At 45.1% G+C, this 19,742-nt stretch carries 17 protein-coding genes; 9 read left to right on the top strand and 8 right to left on the bottom strand.

Going from position 1 to position 19,742, the window contains the following annotated elements; all coding sequences use genetic code 11:
• Nucleotides 1–200: 200 nt before the first annotated feature.
• From katG to CDG77_RS27935, 4 genes are all read left to right on the top strand, one after another.
• Nucleotides 201–2,510 carry a catalase/peroxidase HPI gene (katG, locus tag CDG77_RS27950; protein WP_223270014.1) on the top strand — a complete coding sequence of 770 codons (2,310 nt, stop codon included), beginning with the start codon at nucleotides 201–203 and terminating at the stop codon, nucleotides 2,508–2,510.
• A gap of 597 nt (nucleotides 2,511–3,107) precedes the next feature.
• Nucleotides 3,108–3,305, top strand: a complete 198-nt coding sequence (locus CDG77_RS27945; protein ID WP_094332533.1) for an NblA/ycf18 family protein — start codon at nucleotides 3,108–3,110, stop codon at nucleotides 3,303–3,305.
• 240 nt (nucleotides 3,306–3,545) lie between these two features.
• Entirely contained in the window at nucleotides 3,546–3,926 is a 381-nt protein-coding gene (locus tag CDG77_RS27940) for a hypothetical protein (RefSeq protein ID WP_094332532.1), read from the top strand.
• 36 nt (nucleotides 3,927–3,962) lie between these two features.
• Nucleotides 3,963–5,126 (top strand): LLM class flavin-dependent oxidoreductase, encoded by a 1,164-nt coding sequence (locus CDG77_RS27935; protein WP_094332531.1) that lies wholly within the window; start codon nucleotides 3,963–3,965, stop codon nucleotides 5,124–5,126.
• 80 nt (nucleotides 5,127–5,206) lie between these two features.
• On the opposite strand, the gene CDG77_RS27930 is transcribed toward CDG77_RS27935, so the two are convergent.
• The 3 genes from CDG77_RS27930 to CDG77_RS38930 all read right to left on the bottom strand — a co-directional run bounded on the left by CDG77_RS27930 (nucleotide 5,207) and on the right by CDG77_RS38930 (nucleotide 6,211).
• On the bottom strand, nucleotides 5,207–5,698 hold the full coding sequence (locus CDG77_RS27930) for a hypothetical protein (protein ID WP_094332530.1): 492 nt from the start codon (nucleotides 5,696–5,698) through the stop codon (nucleotides 5,207–5,209).
• A gap of 87 nt (nucleotides 5,699–5,785) precedes the next feature.
• Nucleotides 5,786–5,938 carry a hypothetical protein gene (locus CDG77_RS38935; RefSeq protein ID WP_258169536.1) on the bottom strand — a complete coding sequence of 51 codons (153 nt, stop codon included), beginning with the start codon at nucleotides 5,936–5,938 and terminating at the stop codon, nucleotides 5,786–5,788.
• 33 nt (nucleotides 5,939–5,971) lie between these two features.
• The gene (locus CDG77_RS38930; protein WP_317615941.1) at nucleotides 5,972–6,211 is read right to left on the bottom strand and encodes a hypothetical protein; all 240 of its coding nucleotides are present in this window, start codon (nucleotides 6,209–6,211) and stop codon (nucleotides 5,972–5,974) included.
• Nucleotides 6,212–6,435: 224 nt separating this feature from the next.
• On the opposite strand from CDG77_RS38930, the gene CDG77_RS27920 reads away from it, so the two are divergent.
• Genes CDG77_RS27920 through CDG77_RS27905 form a run of 4 tightly spaced genes read left to right on the top strand, consistent with a single transcriptional unit; the run spans nucleotide 6,436 to nucleotide 11,392 of the window.
• Entirely contained in the window at nucleotides 6,436–7,710 is a 1,275-nt protein-coding gene (locus CDG77_RS27920; RefSeq protein WP_094332529.1) for a DUF4331 domain-containing protein, read from the top strand.
• A gap of 5 nt (nucleotides 7,711–7,715) precedes the next feature.
• Nucleotides 7,716–9,128 (top strand): tetratricopeptide repeat protein, encoded by a 1,413-nt coding sequence (locus CDG77_RS27915; RefSeq protein ID WP_094332528.1) that lies wholly within the window; start codon nucleotides 7,716–7,718, stop codon nucleotides 9,126–9,128.
• A complete protein-coding gene (locus CDG77_RS27910; protein WP_094332527.1) occupies nucleotides 9,125–10,600 on the top strand; it encodes a nickel/cobalt transporter in 1,476 nt (491 codons plus the stop codon). Before CDG77_RS27915 ends, CDG77_RS27910 begins: the two co-directional genes overlap by 4 nt.
• Before the next feature lie 57 nt (nucleotides 10,601–10,657).
• Complete coding sequence (locus CDG77_RS27905; RefSeq protein ID WP_094332526.1) at nucleotides 10,658–11,392, top strand: hypothetical protein; 735 nt, start codon at nucleotides 10,658–10,660, stop codon at nucleotides 11,390–11,392.
• 437 nt (nucleotides 11,393–11,829) lie between these two features.
• Here the strand turns inward: CDG77_RS27905 and CDG77_RS27900 are convergent, their stop codons facing one another.
• The 5 genes from CDG77_RS27900 to CDG77_RS27885 all read right to left on the bottom strand — a co-directional run bounded on the left by CDG77_RS27900 (nucleotide 11,830) and on the right by CDG77_RS27885 (nucleotide 18,273).
• Nucleotides 11,830–14,058 (bottom strand): ATP-binding protein, encoded by a 2,229-nt coding sequence (locus CDG77_RS27900; RefSeq protein WP_094332525.1) that lies wholly within the window; start codon nucleotides 14,056–14,058, stop codon nucleotides 11,830–11,832.
• A 217-nt stretch (nucleotides 14,059–14,275) separates the two neighbouring features.
• Nucleotides 14,276–15,529, bottom strand: coding sequence for a hypothetical protein (locus CDG77_RS38925; RefSeq protein ID WP_317615940.1), 1,254 nt, complete (start codon nucleotides 15,527–15,529; stop codon nucleotides 14,276–14,278).
• Nucleotides 15,501–16,835, bottom strand: a complete 1,335-nt coding sequence (locus tag CDG77_RS38920; RefSeq protein ID WP_317615939.1) for a DUF3854 domain-containing protein — start codon at nucleotides 16,833–16,835, stop codon at nucleotides 15,501–15,503. The genes CDG77_RS38925 and CDG77_RS38920 overlap by 29 nt, the downstream gene beginning before the upstream one ends.
• A gap of 191 nt (nucleotides 16,836–17,026) precedes the next feature.
• Nucleotides 17,027–17,626, bottom strand: a complete 600-nt coding sequence (locus tag CDG77_RS27890) for an alpha-ketoglutarate-dependent dioxygenase AlkB family protein (RefSeq protein ID WP_094332524.1) — start codon at nucleotides 17,624–17,626, stop codon at nucleotides 17,027–17,029.
• Nucleotides 17,614–18,273, bottom strand: a complete 660-nt coding sequence (locus CDG77_RS27885) for a hypothetical protein (RefSeq protein ID WP_094332523.1) — start codon at nucleotides 18,271–18,273, stop codon at nucleotides 17,614–17,616. The genes CDG77_RS27890 and CDG77_RS27885 overlap by 13 nt, the downstream gene beginning before the upstream one ends.
• 166 nt (nucleotides 18,274–18,439) lie before the next feature.
• Here CDG77_RS27885 and CDG77_RS27880 point away from each other — a divergent pair, with 166 nt between their 5' ends.
• A complete protein-coding gene (locus CDG77_RS27880) occupies nucleotides 18,440–19,591 on the top strand; it encodes an IS4 family transposase (RefSeq protein ID WP_223270013.1) in 1,152 nt (383 codons plus the stop codon).
• Nucleotides 19,592–19,742: the final 151 nt, after the last annotated feature.

Below are 19,742 nucleotides of genomic sequence, written 5' to 3'. Positions count from 1 at the left end.
TTGATATGGAGACTGTGCCGAATTTGTTGGATGATGACAAGCTCTTAGTTTTGGCTTGAGAAATTGTGAAGGTAGTTCTGGTAGGAGTTGTAGAGTTTTTGTTTACATAACTTTACAACGTGTCCCATTTTGCACGTATCCCGGCTGTACCCCATAAACTGTTAGAGAGAATTGAATTTAATGAAGAAGGATTGAACTGAATGAATAATAGCCCCATGAACAACAACCCTGCCACCCCTCCTGCACAATGCCCCTTCCGGGGAACCCGCATTGGCGGAGCGCTCGGCTCCAAGCCGCAAGTCGATGATTGGTGGCCGAACCGACTTCAGGTCGAACTGCTTCACCAAAATTTGCCCCAAGCTAACCCACTGCGAGATTTCGATTACAAAGGAGCCTTCGCGAAGCTTGACTTTGAACAGTTGAAGAGCGATATCAAAGCACTGCTGACCGATTCAAAGGACTGGTGGCCCGCCGACTATGGGAATTATGGACCTCAAATGATTCGCATGGCGTGGCACTCAGCAGGCACCTACCGGATCGCGGATGGTCGGGGTGGAGCGAGTCAGGGTATGCAACGCTTTGCACCCATCAATTCGTGGTGGGATAATGGAAACACAGATAAATCACGACGGCTGCTCTGGCCCATCAAGCAGAAATATGGTGCGGCACTAAGCTGGGCTGATCTGATGGTTTTGACGGGTAACTGTGCGCTCGAAATCATGGGGTTTAAGACCTTCGGTTTTGGTGGCGGTCGCATAGATTCCTGGGAGGCGGATCGCTCGACATACTGGGGACCCGAATTCTGGAACGGCGATTCGGTTGACGATGTTAAGGAACACCCTGGTCATCCTGATGAGATGGTCACTCGCACGATTCGGTGGGTTGGGAAACCGAACGAGCAATACTACGACCTTGAGAACCCGCTAGCGGCTTCGCACCAAGCGCTAATTTACGTCAATCCAGAGGGTCCAAACGCTGACGGCGACCCCTATGGCTCGGCGCGAGACATTCGCGAGACGTTTGCGCGGATGGGCATGAATGACGAAGAAACTGTCGCGCTGATTGCAGGGGGTCATGCCTTTGGCAAAAGTCATGGCATGGTTTCGCCTGACAAGATTGGTCCAGCCCCGGAAGCCGCGCCGATTCAGGCGATGGGTTTGGGGTGGCAGAACCCTGAAGGCACTGGGTTTGCCGAATATACAATGACGAACGGGATCGAAGGATCGTGGACTCCAAATCCAACCCAGTGGGACAACAGTTACTTAACAAATCTTTTTAAATACGATTGGGAACAGACAAAGAGTCCAGCAGGTGCCATTCAGTGGAAGCCGAGCAATCCTGATGCGCCAAAGACACCGGATGCCCATCAACCGAGCGTTGAGCACCCGTTAATGATGATGACTTCGGACATTGCCTTGAAGGTCGATCCGGTCTATCACGAAATCTGTCAGCACTTCTTGGGTGACTTCGATTACTTCAGCGATGCGTTCGCGCGCGCTTGGTATAAGCTGATCCATCGAGACATGGGTCCGAAAACGCGCTATCTAGGTCCGGAAATCCCAGAGGAAGATCTGATCTGGCAAGATCCAATTCCGGCACTGGATCATGATGTCGTTGATGCCGCCGATATCAATTTTCTCAAGGATCAGATTTTAGCGAGTGGACTCTCTGTTTCGGCGCTCGTGTCAGCCGCTTGGGCAGCGGCATCGAGTCACCGCCATTCCGACAAGCGCGGCGGCGCAAATGGGGCGCGCGTTCGCCTCAATCCCCAGAAAGACTGGGAAATGAACCGCCCGCAGGAACTCGGCGAGGTGCTATCGACCCTCGATCGCATTCAGGCGGACTTTAAAGGCGCTCAGTCGGGCAACAAAAAAATCTCGATGGCGGATCTTATCGTCCTCGGTGGTTGTGCTGCGATCGAGAAGGCTGCACAAGACGCTGGGTTTTCTGTTGCCGTGCCGTTTACTCCGGGTCGGATGGATACGACTCAGGAGCTGACAGATGTTGAAATGTTTAATTGGCTGAAGCCAGTTTCGGATGGTTTCAGAAACTATCACAATGAGGCTGTTGGCTACAAGGTGAAGCCGGAGCGTATCTTCCTAGATCGAGCGCAGCTCCTCACGCTGACCGCGCCTGAATGGACGGTTCTTGTCGGCGGACTTCGCGCGCTCGATCAGAATTGGGATCGTTCAAAGCATGGTAGCTTCACTGACCGTCCGGGGGTCTTGACCAATGACTTTTTCCGTGTCCTGACCAGTATGGACTACGAGTGGAAGCCTGTTGACAATCGCGAGATGCTTTTTGACATCTGCGATCGCGAAACCGGTGCAGCGAAGTTCACCGCAACCCGATGCGATCTCATCTTCGGCTCGAACGCGGAACTGCGTCAGATTGCTGAAGTCTATGGCGCTGATGACGGTCACGAGAGGATGGTCAAGGACTTCGTTGCAGCCTGGGACAAGGTGATGATGCTTGATCGCTTCGACGTTGGCGCTGAACAGACCCGCTAAACCTGCATTTATCACAAGCTTCAGGTGTTTGATAGGGCAGAGGGGCAGAGGGGATTGAACAAGGCATATTGAACTCTCCTCTGCTCCCCTGCTCCCTTGCACCTCTGCATTTCAAGCTTGTGAGAAATGCGGGTAACTGAGCATAATATTTAACTCGCTTCCACCAAGAATCACTGAGTTCTGCATCGGTGTCCATACCCCCCCAATTATTATCTCCACTTTCATTAAAGGTGGGTGTGGACGGAGCATTAATTCGGGTTAGAGTTGTTAACTTGCGTCGCCTTCTAACCTCGGGGGGACTGCATCCACCGCCATAAAAAGGTTGGTAGTGGTAAATATCTAGCTCGCCAGCCGCAAGCAGAGGCGAAAAATGCTTTTAAAAACCTCTTAGTAAAAAACTTTAGAACTTAAGTTTTTACTGGGGTTGCCACAATGGATTGATATCAAGGTTTTCAGCAGCAGATACGGCATTTCTAACCTACGTCGGTACGGTTTACACCCCTTCGATTTTTGTAAAGGCATCGTAACATTTATTTATATAAAGAAATGTTTGCTTATATTAAGCAAACCCAAATAAAAGAGTAGGTAATAAAAGTGATGAATCAACCCATTGAATTATCTTTAGAACAAGAATTTAGCCTTAGAACTTTCTCTGATCAAGTGCAGCACATGTCCCATGAACAAGCTCAAGAATTTTTGCTGATGCTCTATAAGCAAATGATGATAAGGGAAACGACTTACCAAGAATTGCTCAAACATCAGTGGGAACTTGATTCCGGTTCAATCTTGGGTTAAGACAAACTTGTTCCCGTTACTTTAAGCGACTCAGAAGAGAACGAACACAAAATTGTCTTTTTCAATGGCTTGGCAATAGAGATTATTTGCTCCAAACTGGGAAAGTGTAAAATAACCGACTCACAATAACAGTTTTTAGGGAACAGTGAACTACTTTGACCTACACCGCCACCAACCAATCGCACACCACAGACCTACACTCATCTGCAAACTTAACCCAAACTTGCCACTGCCCCAGGTATGCGTTCCAGTAAGGCTGACTATCAGCAACGCCAACAGCCTCGCCTTCGTTGGAGACTAAGTGTTGGTAGAACTGACCAACTGACCAGCGCTGTTGAGTCCAAGGTGCGTTTTCCGCTTCAGCCCCAACAAGGCTTGTGGAGAAAGACTTTCAAGCTCCTGAGAATGAAAGGAGGATTGATTGCGATATGTTCAGTGAGTGGTGGGAGCGATCGCATTCGTAGCTGTCTAATGAATTGTCGTTTCTGTCTCTTAGCAAATTGCTTCCGGGGCACAGGAGCAAAGAAGAAAAAGGATTTTCGGTACAAGCCCGGTATATTGTGGGCGGTACAACTAAAGCATACCTTAGTGGATACCCTTTTTGGGTATGAAACACGATAAGTTGGACAAGTCTATTGAGATGAAAATCACAAACCAATGCTCACCGAACCTTTAAAATCTGTTGCTCACCGAACACGATTACGAAACGCTGAAGTTGCCTGGTTTGACGACCTTTGTGGGGGTGATACACAATATTTAGGTGTACTAGACGAAAAACGCCGGAGCAACTATGAACACTGCCGAAAGATCATGCTGACCGCCGAGCGAATGGGCTTTGGTAATATACTGCTGCCGACCTCATACCTGGTTGGGCAGAAAGTGATTCCCTTTGCCTCTGCTATGGGCCCGCAAACCGAAAGCATCAATATGCTGACGGCTTTGCGGACAGGCGAAATTTTCCCGACCATGCTGGCGCGTCATATCGCTACGCTGGATCATATTCTTAAAGGTCGATTGACTATCAATATTATTAATTCCAATCTGCCTGGTGTAATAGAAAGTCCTGAACTGCGTTACAAACGATGCTGCGAAACTATTGAAATCCTCAAACAAGCTTGGAATAAGGAAAGTATTGATTTTGAAGGTGAAATCTATCAGGTCAAACTTGATACCACAGACCCAGTGAAGCCCTATCAGCAAAATGGGGGGCCACTGCTATATTTTGGTGGGATTTCAGAGGGTTCAAAAGAAGTGTGTGCCAAATATTGCGATGTGTACCTGATGTGGCCGGAACCAGAAGAAAGCATTTACGCAACTATGCAGGACATGAGTTTTAGAGCAGCCAAATATGGTCGCCAGATTGACTTTGGTTTCCGTGTTCATGTTATTGTGCGTTCAACCCAAGAAGAAGCGCACGCCTGGGCACAGAGTATTATGTCAAAATTTGATCCAGCTGGCTTCAACCTTAAAGAACGTACACAAGACCACAAATCTTTGGGTGTTTTACGCCAAGATGAGATCCGAGCAAAATCCACATCGGATTACTTAGAGCCTCTGTTGTGGGGTGGTATTGGTCGGGCGCGATCTGGCTGTGGGGCAGCATTGGTTGGTACACCAGAGCAAATTCTCTGGAAGATAAATCGTTATATGGATATGGGAATCAGGGCGTTCATCTTGTCAGGCTATCCTCTGATTGAAGAGTGCGAACTGTTTGGAAATCATGTTTTGCCACACCTGTCAACGGTCAAATTATCAATGGTTCAAGGACGTACACCTGTATCCGAGCCTGTGACTCCCTTGACCACGGCAGTACTGCGGTAGGGTAGATATAGCAGATATGATGAGAAAGTAAGACTATCTTAACCTCTCACCGATGGGCAGAGGGGCATGGGAGAGGGCGACTAAGCTCTTTTAAAAAATTCCCCATGTATGGGTTGGACATAATCGCAATACGCCTGATAAGCATCTTCAGGGTTGTCAAAATAACCAATGGTTATTGGTTGACTATTGACTGTGGTTTGCGCTCGAAATTTCCCACGCCATCCATTACACACTACTACTCCCTTAAAGCCAGACTTATTATTACAGTGCTTGCCTCGATTCATTTGAATTTGTTGACGGGTCGATGCTTTGAGGTTTTCGCGTCGATGATCAAAAGTGTTGCTGTTGAAGTGGTGAATTTCAAGGGACATATCTAGCCCCATTCTTTGAGCCACTAATTTGTGAAAGAAAATAGTTTGTTGTTTTCCCTGCTGATCTCGCGGACTATTTCTCCGCAGATAACCATCACTATCAACTCGCCATCTAAAATTATCAACTAAGTCCTGATCCACTTCGCTATAAAAGGCTATTCTAGTCGTACCTTTTAGGGTTGTGTAAACAAATTCTGGCATAATTAGATAACTTTTAATTACAGGTAGAAATCGAGATGCAATAAATGTTGAATATTCATCTTAATTATAAGATATTCAGTCACGCATTCATACATTCACCCATTCAAAAGATTTGTCTATCTGTCGATTACAGGTGACTGAAACATAATGCTCCTCATCGATGGCAATACCCGCCGCTTTCATCCAGCGAGAAGCACTTTCATCACCACCGTTGCCCATAGGGACAATCGTATTGCCCATTTCAAGAAGTAGCGATAACTTCGTTAAGCTTCGCTAACGCAAATCAGCCCGAAGATTATTGATCGACCAATTGCGCTGTGCTTCAATTTGGCAAGAGGCATCCAATGCCCAGTCCTTCTCTGCACCACGTCTGCCTGTCTCTCTGTCAATGCGGATGAGAAAGGCAGTCATTTCATTCTTCTGGAGAATCTTTTCCTTGATGCGACGGGCATTCAACGTTTCTACGTCTTGCGAAGCACTGTCGCCACTATTTAGCGTCGGGTCGAACAACATATCCAGTAAAACTGGTATGTATTACAAATGTAGTGCTAAAAGCTACTAAATCTGGAAATTAGAAAAGTGAGCAAGAAATGAGCAAGTTTTGGTCTGGAAAGTGAGTAGTAAGAGCAAATAAGCTGTGAAGCACTTCGGTAATAGCCCCAGTCTTTTTTGAAATCCAAATCAACTTGCTATTTTCACACCAACAGTAGAGGCTAAACACCTCAAGAAGGGCAACTATGAGAATAAATGCTCGGAGTATCACCTCTTTTATACCAACTGAAAGCAGGTTACTCATAGATAAAGCAGTCCAAAATATGGTATTTTTTTGTGTCAAGCGATCGCTATATTGGACAAAAGCTACTCGTTTTTTTCGTCCCATAGTGGCATTTGTCGCTATTTTGCTGGTAGTGCTAACCTATGCAACTCCTAAAGCTTTGGCTTCAGACCATCAGGACACAACTTTTCTTGCCACTAAGCTGACTGCTGCGGATCTCACAGATTTGTTTGTGTTTGAGAGTCCCACAGACCCCAAAAATGTTGTCTTAGTGATGGATTTCGACCCTCTGATAGTTTCTGGTGAAAAAAGACCATTCGATCCAAATGTTCTTTATCAGTTCAAGATTGATAACACTGGCGACAGTATTGAAGATGTCGTACTCCAATTCAATATAAATGGTAAAGGCTCACACCAAACTGTCACAGTGCGCGGCCCATGTCGTCCAACCAAAGTAGGAACAGAGTCAGCTTTACTCCCAGTGAGTTGGACAGGGCAACTCAACCAAACATTCGCCGCATATAACGGCATGAAGTTCTTTGTTGGGACACGCAAAGACCCGTTCTTTTTCGATTTGGAACAGTTCTTTAAAATCATCCCGGATCGGAACTATAGCCTTCAGCCTAATCCGAGTCCTTCCTTCCAAGTTCTTTCCTTTAGACCACCTGGACAAGCAAAAGACACCCTAGCCCCATTCAATGTCCACTCAATTATTGTCGAGCTACCCAGGAAACTGCTTGGTAAAGGCAAGATTGGTGCTTGGATGACAACTAGTGTTAAAACTCCTAGACTCAGAAATGGGCATTTTGCTCAGATTGAGCGGTTAGCAGTTCCAGCCCTGAATGAACTTTTTATGGACTTTAAAGCTCATAATAATAGTAATCTTCAGACACCAACAAAAGACGCTAGCAATCAATCCCAATTCATTCAAGCCTTTGTGAAAGCGATCGGTAGACCTCAAGGTATAGCCGATGCAGCGATCTCAGTGGCGATTCCTGATGTTATCCAAGCTGACCTTTCTAAACCTAGCGGTAGTTATTTTGGGACTCAGTTAGGCAAAAATTTTGGTGGTAGAAGACCAAAAGATGACGTAATTGATGTGACTGCATCTGTTGTCTTTGGTAATGCAGTTACAGGCATTTCTACAGGCCAAATTCCGGGGCTGACTAGCGATAATGTTGCGCCTAATAATGCTAACTTTCTTTCTGAGTTCCCTTATTTAGGTAATCCTTTGTAAGGTTTATGCATCTAAAAATACTATGGGTGTTAGTGCTGACTAGCCTACTGGTTTTACTAAGACCCTGTGATACACAAGCGCTAAGTTTAGGCTACACCAATGGTAAGTTAGGCACATATTCCTCTGCTGTGCAACTGCTGACTGTTAATTCAAAGCAGATATTACCAGTTCAGCAGTCAGATTTAGTCTTCCCTGATTATTTAGAGCGATCGCATATTATCAGCGTCTATGAAGAGAAAGTTGCCCAATCTCCCGATTCCTCAATATTTTTACGTCTGTTAGCCGATCAATATTTGAGGCGCTTTCGAGAAATTGCAGATATAGACGATGTGTTACGAGCAGAACAAGCGGCACGTAGATCCCTGGCACTACAGCCGCGCCATAATCAGGTTTCTTCCATGCTCCTAGCATCAGCTTTACTATCTCAACATCAGTTTCGAGAAGCTTTAAATGTGTTAAATAATTCATCTCTTGATAATCCCAATATTGTCTCGCTCTTGGCATCGATTCAGATGGAGTTGGGTGATTATGAAACAACTCATCAACTATTGCAGAACCTTGCACAGGAAGAATCGAACTCTGGTCATAACGCGGTTTTAGCTCGTTACTTAGAGTTAACTGGCAATCTAGCCTCCGCACGGCAACTGCTAGATGAGGCTATGCAGGAGATGGATTCTTTCTATACAACAAGTGCCGAAACTCGTGCTTGGTTTCATGTGCGGACTGGGGATCTGGCTTTTGCAGCCGGCGATTTTGCCCTGTCTGAGCAGCGATATCGGGAAGCTTTTGACCTCTTTCCACGGCATATAGCTGCGTTTACAGGACTAGCCCGCCTTTATGCGGCACAGCATCGCTGGCAGGATGTTCTAAATATCGCCAACCAGGGTATAGAACTGATGCCATTGGTAGAAACGCTGGGGTATAAGGCTGATGCTCAAGTAGCTCTGGGAGATCGGGAAGGCGCAGCTGAAACTGAAGATTTAATTGGGGTAGTCGCTTACCTGAGCAAGGTTAAAGGAATCTACGATCGCGCAATGGCTGTCTACTACACTGAACATGGAATCCACTTACCAGAGGCGCTACAAATTGCCCGTAGTGAAGTAGCAGTGCGAGACGATGTATATGCTCTTGATACTTTAGCTTGGGCAGCTGCGGCTAATGGGCAATGGCAAGAAGCGCAAAAGGCAGCACAACGAGCAACTCGTTTTGGGACAGAGGATGCTTTGCTGCAATTTCATACTGGCATGATTGCGTTTCACTTAGGTAATCGTGAGGAAGCAATAAAGCGACTAACTCAAGCTGTTAGCCTCAATCCTCAATTTCATCACAAGTATGCCGATCAAGCTCGTCAAGTCTTGGCTAACTTAGTATCCTCTGTCTCTTTTCCCACTCCTAACACTATAGGGAGTTCTTTATGAAAAAGCTGCTACATTACTTGGCTTGGAATACTGCAATCATCGTAGTATGTTTATTTTGGATGCCGGAGGCGGATGCCCATCCTTTAGGCAATTTTACCATCAATCACTACGCAGGAGTGCAGGTAGCAACCGATGGGGTGGGGATTGATTATGTTCTAGACATGGCAGAGATTCCGGCTTTTCAGGAAATTAATCACTTAGATACTAATCGCGATCGCAAAGCTGAACCTGTAGAGACAGTTCAATACCCCGAACAAAAATGCCAGGAAGTCAACTCACATCTGGAACTGTTGATCGATAAACATGTGCAAGCACTGTCTTTGGTAAAATCAACAGTCGAATTTCCTCCAGGTGTCGGAGGATTATCTACACTGCGGCTGAGTTGTAATTTTCAGGGATCAATGGAGTTAGTCGGCGCGAATCAGTTAATAGAATTTGAAGACAAGTTCTACCCGCAGCGCTTGGGCTGGCGTGAAATTACTGTGGCTGCAAATGGCGTGACCATTCAAGGTAGTTTCACCTCTAACAGTATCACCAACCGCTTGAGAGATTACCCCACTGAGTTACTTAGCAGTCCTCTCGACCAACATCGGATTGACTTTAAACTCAATCCGTCTCTGACATCGAGCGAACAAGCGCCTCCACCGGAAGTTAAATCATCCAGCCGTTTAGATAATGCTTTGACAGGAAGAAGCAACGATATCTTCACTAGCCTAATTACCCAGGAAAATCATAATTTCCTGACTATCTTAATAGCTCTAGCGATCGCTTTTTTATGGGGTGGTTTACACGCCCTGTCCCCTGGTCATGGGAAAACGATAGTCGGTGCTTATCTAGTGGGTTCCCGTAGTAATGCCAAACACGCTCTATTCCTGGGGTTGACTGTGACGGTTACTCATACAGCTAGCATATTTCTTTTAGGGCTGGTAACACTTGGCACGTCTCAGTTTGTGCTGACTGAACAATTATACCCTTGGCTAAGTGTAATCTCTGGTCTGCTAGTAATGGGAATTGGTTTAAATTTGTTCATCAGTCGATTACAAGGTCATTCACACGACCATGAGCATGAAAACCATCAACACAGCCACGACCACCATCATCACCATCATCACCACGAGCATTCGCATCTACCGTCTCACGGTGATGTAAGTTCCATGAAGTGGTCTAGCCTACTAGCGCTGGGAATATCGGGCGGCTTGTTACCTTGTCCTTCAGCCTTAGTAGTGTTGCTGAGTGCGATCGCAATGGGACGAGTTAGCTTTGGACTAGCGCTAGTGTCTGCCTTTAGCTTAGGTCTAGCAGCAGTGCTAACTGGAATCGGCTTAATGCTAGTCTACGCCAAAAATCGGTTTGAGCATTTGCCACTCCAGATCCCCAGGATCAAGATGTTACCCGTAGCAAGTGCCTTATGTATTACCCTAATTGGCTTAGGTATTACTTCACAGGCTTTGCTTGCTCATCCCTGGAACTAGATGAAAGTGCAATCATACAAAGCACTCAGTTTTGTAAAAATAACCTAGAACAACTATATGTCTCAGGCAATTAAAGAATCCATCGTCTCAGAAAACAATCTATCTCATCGCTCTACCAAGTTTTCCAAAATAGCCAAGCTTAAGAGTTTGAGTAAGTATTCATTTAATTTTTGGCAAAAATCGCTCTTACGTTCAATCCCTATTGCCTCTGCTGCGATGCCTGGGTTGGGCGTAGCCATAGCTCTATCTGTAAGTTTTATTTTGCCATCTCAGGCATCCACCATATCATATTCTGGTGATACAACAAACGCACCAACTTTTAACCGTCCGCAAACGGAAGGGTTTGAAGGTGGTACTAACCCACCCACATCACTTTCTAGTAATGGCACCGCCGTCCCTTATTACAGCCAGCCTTTCTTTGTTGATACTACAGGCTCTTATGATGTTGTAGGTTCTCAAGCTTTCCTGGGCATCCAGTTCTTGTACCAAAACAGCTTCAACCCAATTACCCCATTAGTTAATTTACTCAGTGGGAATGATCCTTTTCCAGATGAAGGCACATCTGGTTTTAGTGGCTTGAGCTTAACTGCCAATAATCAATATTTTTTAGTCACTACTGGATTTGACAATAGCAATAACAGTTTTGGTACTTTTACCAATACCATCACAGGCCCTGGCAATATTACACTTGTCCCCGAACCTTCTTCAATCGCCAGCACAGTAGTCTTTGGGATTATTGGTAGCACTTTGATACTAAAGCGCAAACTAAAAAAGCTAAAATCTGTTAACTAACCTCCGAAGGAATCACCCAAATTTATTACTTATACCAATTCTCTGTAAACTTGCACTTAATAACTAATTTCTTTTTTTGCGTATTTTAGAGTTTGTTGAATAAATATTAAGTGCATATTGATGGATAATTGGTATTAACTTAACGGACAATCATCTGTTAATGGTTGAATCTAAAATTCCAAAACTAGTCATAACTAAAGATAGTCTTAGTTTATCTGAATTCATTGCTAGTTGTATATGATGAGTTTGTCATAAAATCTTATTTTGAGGAAAATATGAAACGATTTATCTTCATTTCTTTAATAACTGCTTTGTGCATAATCGGCTACTTTGAAATTAGCTTGTCACAGGCTGAAAAACTTTTTTGGCTGAATTTGAGTCTTTGAAATCCTCCCTCACGAAATTATTTTCCACTCCGCCCTCGTAATTTTCGCTGATTAGCTAATTTCTCTTTGCCATAAAATATCTGTAACTCTTGTCATCCCAGCTTTTAGATGACGGCGATACGTACTGAAAGGCAAATCTAGTAATTCAGCTGCTTGTTCTTGCGTGGCGGCGGGATTTAAATAAGTTCGATAAACAGCGCGGTAGAGTTTTTCATCACGCGGGGATGATTGCAAGGATTCAACTGCTTGTTTCACCAGATTTTGTAAAACTTTAACGCGTTGGCTTTGTCCATCCCAGGCATCGCGTCGGTGAACAAAGTGCGGCTTCTCGTCGGAGAGTTGCGTTTCCTTTGGACTCTCGCTCATACTTGCTTTTGTGGCAACTTGTTCTGACACGCTTTGCGAGAGTACTTCGTACACGCTCCGCGATCGCACTAATGGATTATTCTGTAATGCATCAGGACAACTAAAGTTACGTAACGCATTCTGCACCGCCTCCACAAATTCTGGCTGACTAAGAACTAACAGAGGTTCACCAACTGGAGTATTGTCTACAGATTCTCCGGCAGTTGTAACCTCTTTTCGGGCCAAAATTTCCTTCCATGCGGCAGGTGAGACAATTCGCCAGTCATGCCCATAAACACCATAGTGTCTTCCCTCAACTGTAAAATCGGTTTCACAAAGTCGTGTTAAGTCGAAGTAGTTTAACATTGCTGTCCAACTATCTGCTTGGGCACAAGGTAGAAAGGTGTATGCTAACCCCGGTGTTTTCTGAAAATACTGCACAAAATTAATGAAAATTAGACTTTGGGTAGGGGAAACAGCTTGATAAGTGTCCCGCGCCATCCAGAAGCGGAAAATAGTTGCGCCTTCGCTAGGGCGTAATGGTGCATGGGTTTGGAGATATTGCCAAGATGCAAGAGCGCCCGGATCTGCAATCAAATCTTCAACAGTTGCTGTCTGCAATGCCACCATCATTGCAAATCCCGCAGGTTCGGAGTGCAAGTCACGAAATACTACTACATTCCTCGGTTGGCGCTGCAACCAGTGGTCTGCTATTTTTGCTGATTCTTCGCCTTCGTATTCTGCCACCATCCCCCGCAGTGCGGTTTTGTCAGTTTCCCGTAGTGAGTCTGTCAATAAACTACTTTGCTCACCCCAGGTGAAACAGGATCGAATCGCCGAGTTATCCCGATGCAAAAAAACATAATCAAGTAGCACTCGATGCTTTTCTTGCCCTTGGGTTTGTCCTAGTCGTTTAGTATAATATTGACGCGCTCGGTGGTGTAATTCCGTGTATAATTCCGAATTACGCCAACGCAAGTCAGCAATTAAAACTTCGCGTGCTAAATCGTGGGGAAATAAACCCAATTGCCCTGATTCGATAAACGACAGTCCGCGCAACCACTCAAATAAATCGTGAACATCAAGTATTTCCCCTAAAGAGTGAGCTTCACCAGCCAAAGTATTTTCAGGCACAGCCAATATTTGATTTAGTGCGGCTTCGGTAGTCAGCCGGATCGTTGCACAAGCTTCTAAAGCCATACGGTGTAGGGGTGTTGGTACTTCTTTGATGAATCTTGACAACAGTGTTTTAACAACATTGGGAGCAGATTCTGCTTGAAAAGAGATTTCTTTTCCCTGAGCAAATACCTCAGCAACCAAAGATAATGCTAGAGGATGTCCGTGGGTAAATTCTAGAATCGCCTGGTGTTGTGTAGTGGGAATATCTCGTGTGGTGAGATAAGTTTGACTTTCTTCTGGTGTCAGGTTGCGTAGGGGCAAAGTCTGCATCAAAGCTTGCCAACCTGGATCGCTACACCAACCAGATGAAGGGGGATTGCGTCCAGCAATCACAATTAAGGTATTAACAGACAAATGGGGTAAGAATACTTCCCGCAGCCATTCATCTAACTGGGTAATAGCTTCATAAGTATCAATTAAAATTACATTACGTTCTTCTCTTTGCGCTAGCACATCCAGAGGCGAATCTGATTCATTCAATGCCATCAACGAATGCAACGTGCTAAGAAAAGATTCTGGCGCGGCTTCTATATTACGTCCTTCTACGTAGATAGTTGAGATTTTTGACCGTTCACAAAACCGTAAAAACTGCTGCATGAGGGTTGTCTTGCCCACACCGCCAGGGCCAAAGACGTGCAAAATGTGAAAAGGTAATTCTCTTGATGCGATCGCATCAAGAAATAGCTCCACTTCCCGCTCACGTCCTACAAATCTGCGATTTCGTTCTGCACTTAGTCGCTGTAATAGAGATGTCATTGCCATCCCTTCCTTAAATTTTACGTAGGATTACTGTTTTAAAGTATGAAGGATATTTTTGATTTCTAAAATCTACTTTGACAAAATTTATAAATAATGTTGCTAGTGGTCAATATCTAGCGATCGCCAATTCTCATTTTAAGGTTTCATGACATTAAACCCCTTGCAGCAAGCAGGGTTGATAAATTCCTAACCAATGCAGCGATCATCCCTGTAATTAATTGGGAGCTTTGTGAGGATGTGACCTACACCGCCACCAACCAATCACAGACCACAGACGTACACCCACCTCCAAAGTTAACCCAAACTTGCCACTGCCCCAGGTATCCATTCCAGTAAGGCTCACTATCAGCAACGTCAACAGCCGAGCCAAGCCAACCTTGGAGATTAACTCGCTGTAGAACGAGCCAGCGCTATTTAGCCCAAGCTGCATTTTCAGCATCAGCGCCTTCCATTCAAGAATCGCGATATTTTCTGGGGTATGTGGTGTCGTATCACTGAGTGGTGTTGCAAAGACTATATTATTAGTGCCTGACACCACTTCAGTATTGTGCGATATGGATAGTGATGTTGTGTCAGTTACTGGTGTAGTTGTACTTATTTTATTACTGACTGACACCGACTCACTAAGAAACAGTTCATCTCGATTTAACCACTGCCCAAAAATTGAATTACGCTCATCATCAGGTGCAACAAACCGATAAACGCACTCCCGATTTTCACGCTTACCCAACCGACCAACGTAGTTCAACTTCAAATCAATCTTGGCAAGTAGTTTCTGTGCGATCGCTATGGAAGTCAGTTTTTCTGAGATAGTCACGTGAAGGTAATTTTTGATAACGTGCCGATGCTTTACAGCCAGCGCTTTAAACTCCTGCATCGCCTCGTCAGAAGAACGCAGTTGCTCCCCAGGCGTGAGCAACTGCAACAGATTCAGTTCTTCTAACAACAACACAGCAGGTAACATCTGCCCCCTGTTAAAATCTGGTTTCCAAACCGAATTCTCCCCAGCCTCTAACTGCGCTTTTGCTCGTTTCGCATCACGGTTTGTCAGAAACTCTCGTCCCAGCGTCAAATAATAGTGCATCCGCAGTTGAGGATACCAGCCGTCGTCATCCTTCTCCACCAAATTAGGGGTCACGTCAACTTCGTAGCGACGGGATAATTCAGCCTTGCGTTGCTGGTGTCGTTCAGTTTTGGTTTTCGCCCTTGTGTCTTGCAGCTTCTTGAGTTGGGGATCAGAGATGGTTGGAGAATCCGCGATCGCTTTACACTCCGCAGTATACAATTCAACAGATGCGGCTTTAACCGACTCGATTACTGCGCCACTTTCATCATCATCAACATCGTCAGTATCAATAACGATATAACCATCCTCGACTAATCCCGCAAGCACAGACTCTCGATAGCGCCGCATTTCGACGTTGATGACAGAACCACGCTTACCCCAAGTGCCAGAAAACTTGGTCACATTCATCAATAATTATGACATCATTTGCCCAGTCGTTAGGGTTGAATCGGGCTTGGCTCTCCTGATGTAGCGAATCAACACACACCCCATATCCCAACAATGTCCCTGTTTCATTCGTGCGGACTTCGGTAACATAGTTAACACCAAATCGATTACACAGTGCCTCTCCCAATTGAACGCGATGGGTGATAATTAATACCCGTCTTTCTTGGTCGTGTGCTTTTGCCACCTCACTTGCCAGCCATTCGGTTTTACCAGTGCCTTTGGGAGCTTTGAGGATAATCAGCTTTTCACCTTCGGGGACGAGAAGCTGGCCCAAGAATCTTTGGTTGAGAGCGATCGCAGGCGGGTAAGTCAGCAAAGTAAACAGCTTAATCTCCCACAACTCCAGTGCAACGGCTGTATTGTAAAGTGCGTCAAAGGCTTCCTTCCCCTTCGCAACGATAAAATCATCAACCCCTTTCTCTGCCCCTAGCGGTAAATCTATCACCCGCAGGGAACAGCCTTCATTTACCAGCAGCCGTCCCATGCGACTGATAGCAGTTATGACTCGCTGGACTGTCTCAGGTTTATTGTCCTGGTCAAAACAAATGTTAACCTGCCTCCCCTGTGTTGCGAAATGTTTCAAGTCGGGGATGAGGTTTGGCTTACCAATAGCAGTACCGTACTCATCATGGGGTGTGCGGTATCCAGCGTTAACACCAGGAATTGCGATCGCAGCATAACCAGCAGTCAATAATGCCCCCGCTTTCTTGACCCCTTCTACAATTGTCACTGGCACATTATGCTGCCAAACCCAATGCCAGAAACCGCCAGGATGCTGTAGGTCTTCTTCAGTAATGGGAATACCGCTACGTAGGGAGACTTTCACCCAGATGCGATTTGGTACTAAGAGGAAGAAAGCGCGTGTCTCTTCTCTGTAAGGATGCTCGTACTTGATGAACTTGTGAATTTTCTGGCGATCACGTCTGGGAAAGTCGGGTTTGAAGCAGCCCCACATCATCAGCACGTAGTTGTTGAGGGGGTCAACGCCATTGCACCACCAGCCGCCTAATTCAATGTGCTGGTATTTTTTCAAATCGCGATCGCGCAGTCGTCCATCGTTGCGACGAGAGATTTTGAGACTGTAGAGCAGATATTCGTAGGGTAAAGTCCCAGACAGCGAACGCACATTCAGAGCAATGATTTCTTCATCAACCCCGCTACTGAGCCACTCTTGTAGGTGCTTGGCTTGAAAATCGGTCGGTAAAAATGTCATATTCCCTCCAATATTTTGACGCATGGGAATTTTGCGGTATATGGTCATACCGCTTTTAAGGTTTGTTACGCAGACACGGGTTAAAGGACTGTTGTTTTTAGTTGAGCCGTCAGATGAGAAATATCTTGTTAGTTGGAGTGATTGGCTTTAAAACAGACACAATAGTACATCTGAACTAAGCGAGAATATAATACACCATTTTGGAAAATTGGATTGAAACTCAAAACAAGCTGCCTTCTTCAGATCCTTCTCCCTGTATGCGGTCGAAACGTGAGATTAATACGTGTGCTAACCACTTTGTTGGTCTTGGGAACTTGGTGAAGATGTGTAGACTGACAGCCTGGGTGCATCACGAGTAAACTGCCGTGTTCCAGCCAGAAATCCGTTGGTCTGCCACCAATGGGTTTGATCTGGAATTTGCGGCATGAACCCAGGCTGACTGATGCAATCGCAGGGTTAAATCCCATCGATGGCTCGCTGTCAGAGTGCCAGCCGATACTGTCTTGTCCGCTCCTGTACTGATTGGCGATGACAATACGGAAGCTGTAGCCAGTAGCAGCAGTAATCCTATCTCGCAGTTGGGCTAGCGCTAAAGTCCAAGGCAGTGGTTTAAGTAGTACGCTCTTGGAGTAGAGGTAATCACAACCTTCATCGCCATAAATGCACTCTAGGCGAGGCACAGGCATCGTTTTACCCAGCATCCTGATTTGATTTTGTTTCCATTGCAGTTCTTGGCAATGTTGGTAGAGTTCGTCGGCTTCTTCCTTGTTCAAAAATTCTGGATAATAGTTGACTGGTAAAGTAGGAGCAGATTCGGGAAATAAAGTTAGTTGTTGCATAATTCTCCTTTGGCGATCGCTTGAGTAATTTCTTCTGCCCGTTCTTGTGAAATCGCCTGCTCAGGGTTCTTGTAAAACCCAGCGATCGCCGACTTGGGACGAATAATAATTTGCTGCCCTGTTGCGCGTTTATCCCACACAAAGCACGAGATGGTTATGTTATCGGTAGCCCAGCGTTTACCTTTCTTGTCCTTGCGAAAACAAAAACGAGGCAGAATCAGTACAAGTGACGGCGGGTGCTGCTGTAAAAAATCCGCCCGATCATCACAGGGTTCGAGAAAGCTGGTTAATAGGAATGCGGCAACACCTACACGAGCTTTCTGGTAGGCATTCTTGATAATTGGTGCAGCAAATTCCGCGTATGGTGGGTTAGTGCAGTCACAATCGGGAAACTTAGCCCATGACTCGGATAGTGTTGCATCCATTTGGTAATCAGCCGCAAGATGTAGATCAATATCGTTCGTCCACATTTGCTTGGTGTAGGGCCACACTCTGAGTAATGATGCGATTGCTCCATGCCCCACACACGGCTCACCAATGACACCAGACAATCTGACATGACGTAATAACTCAGTAGTAAACCACGACGGAGACTCGTAAAAGTTCAGTGGATGTCTACCAACAGTTTCTTCTCCCGGATTTCTCACAAGTGAGAAATCCGGGTATTGCCAGAGTCTGTGATAAGACTTGCAATATCGGAGCTAAAAATTAAATACAAAAAGCGGTTATTTGACCCATTAATAACTTTATGGGCATTTTTATCACAAGTGCTGGATACTGATAAAACTTGTAATAATGCTGTGAGTAAAATAATTGCACCTAAAGGCTGGTGAAGAAGTAGAAGTTCCTTCAACAGATACGAGTGCCTACTGCCAAGCTAGGGCAAGGCTTCCAGAAAAGTTATTAGAAAAACTTTTCAATTTCTCGGCACAAAGCCTAGAACAGAAAGTAGCGACAGAATATTTATGGTGTGGTCGAAATGTCAAAGTAATAGATGGGTCAACTGTCTCGATGCCTGACACTGTAGAGAATCAAAAAGAATATCCTCAACCCAGTAGCCAAAAGCCTGGATGTGGCTTCCCAATTGCTAAAATTGGTGTGATATTCAGTTTAGTTACAGGAGCCGCTACTGCACTTTGCATAGACGTTTTGAACACTCATGATATTAAATTAGCTCGGAAGTTGTACAGTTTTCTCAAACCCAATGATGTACTTTTAGGGGATAGAGCTTTTTGCGCTTATGCCGATATGGTTACGATTACCAAACTCGGTTGTGATGCTATATTTCGGAAGCATCAATCTCGCACAACGACTATGAGCAAAGGCAAAATTATTGGAGATTGCGACAAATTAGTTACTTGGTATAAGCCTAAAAGTTGTCCAAAAGGATTGAATAAAGATGAATTTTTAGCTCTACCTCCTTCCATCACTGTGCGGGAAGTTTACTACTACGTTGTTATTCCTGGCTTTCGCACTCAACAAGTCAGCTTAATTACTACTCTTTTAGATAAATCTTCTTATTCTACTCTCGAAATTGTTGGACTTTACGGTAAACGTTGGGATGTTGAAATAGATTTAAGACATTTAAAAACTACCTTGGGTATGGATATTTTGCGATGTAAAACACCCTCAATGGTACGCAAGGAAATTTACGTTTTTTTGCTAGCTTATAATCTACTTCGTAGTTTGATGTGGGATGCCGGAACTACTTACACCACTCCTCCATTACGCCTATCTTTGCAAGGTACTCGCCACCATTTAATTAACTTTATTCCCAAATTATTAGCTGCTCATTCAACGAAACGTCTTCAAATTTATCATACTTTACTAAAAGTTATTGCTCACAAGGCTGTTCCAGAACGCCCAGGTCGTAGTGAACCACGAGTTCGTAAACGTCGCCCCAAAGTTTACCCCTTGATGACGAAACCCCGGCATGAATTACGAAAACAATTGCAAACTGCTTAAACCGCAAGTGTTTCGGCTTTTCTTAGTGCCATTCGGTCATGTTCTATGCCTTCAGTCAAATTGCGGATATTCTTAAGTCTCGTGCCGAAGTGCTGTTGCAAGATACCCGCGATGGGCTACGCCCCGCCGTAGGCGATCGCAATAACCCAAA

The sequence above is a fragment of the Nostoc sp. 'Peltigera membranacea cyanobiont' 213 genome (genome assembly GCF_002245975.1).
Classification (GTDB): domain Bacteria; phylum Cyanobacteriota; class Cyanobacteriia; order Cyanobacteriales; family Nostocaceae; genus Nostoc.
This window is presented reverse-complemented; position numbering and strand designations above follow the sequence as displayed.

What these genes read in the sequence shown, in the direction of transcription:
- katG (WP_223270014.1), top strand. Translation starts at nt 201, where the DNA reads ATGAATAATAGCCCCATGAACAACAACCCTGCCACCCCTCCTGCACAA.
- CDG77_RS27945 (WP_094332533.1), top strand. Translation starts at nt 3,108, where the DNA reads ATGAATCAACCCATTGAATTATCTTTAGAACAAGAATTTAGCCTTAGA.
- CDG77_RS27940 (WP_094332532.1), top strand. Translation starts at nt 3,546, where the DNA reads ATGCGTTCCAGTAAGGCTGACTATCAGCAACGCCAACAGCCTCGCCTT.
- CDG77_RS27935 (WP_094332531.1), top strand. Translation starts at nt 3,963, where the DNA reads ATGCTCACCGAACCTTTAAAATCTGTTGCTCACCGAACACGATTACGA.
- CDG77_RS27930 (WP_094332530.1), bottom strand. Translation starts at nt 5,698, where the DNA reads ATGCCAGAATTTGTTTACACAACCCTAAAAGGTACGACTAGAATAGCC.
- CDG77_RS38935 (WP_258169536.1), bottom strand. Translation starts at nt 5,938, where the DNA reads ATGGGCAATACGATTGTCCCTATGGGCAACGGTGGTGATGAAAGTGCT.
- CDG77_RS38930 (WP_317615941.1), bottom strand. Translation starts at nt 6,211, where the DNA reads ATGTTGTTCGACCCGACGCTAAATAGTGGCGACAGTGCTTCGCAAGAC.
- CDG77_RS27920 (WP_094332529.1), top strand. Translation starts at nt 6,436, where the DNA reads ATGAGAATAAATGCTCGGAGTATCACCTCTTTTATACCAACTGAAAGC.
- CDG77_RS27915 (WP_094332528.1), top strand. Translation starts at nt 7,716, where the DNA reads ATGCATCTAAAAATACTATGGGTGTTAGTGCTGACTAGCCTACTGGTT.
- CDG77_RS27910 (WP_094332527.1), top strand. Translation starts at nt 9,125, where the DNA reads ATGAAAAAGCTGCTACATTACTTGGCTTGGAATACTGCAATCATCGTA.
- CDG77_RS27905 (WP_094332526.1), top strand. Translation starts at nt 10,658, where the DNA reads ATGTCTCAGGCAATTAAAGAATCCATCGTCTCAGAAAACAATCTATCT.
- CDG77_RS27900 (WP_094332525.1), bottom strand. Translation starts at nt 14,058, where the DNA reads ATGACATCTCTATTACAGCGACTAAGTGCAGAACGAAATCGCAGATTT.
- CDG77_RS38920 (WP_317615939.1), bottom strand. Translation starts at nt 16,835, where the DNA reads ATGACCATATACCGCAAAATTCCCATGCGTCAAAATATTGGAGGGAAT.
- CDG77_RS27890 (WP_094332524.1), bottom strand. Translation starts at nt 17,626, where the DNA reads ATGCAACAACTAACTTTATTTCCCGAATCTGCTCCTACTTTACCAGTC.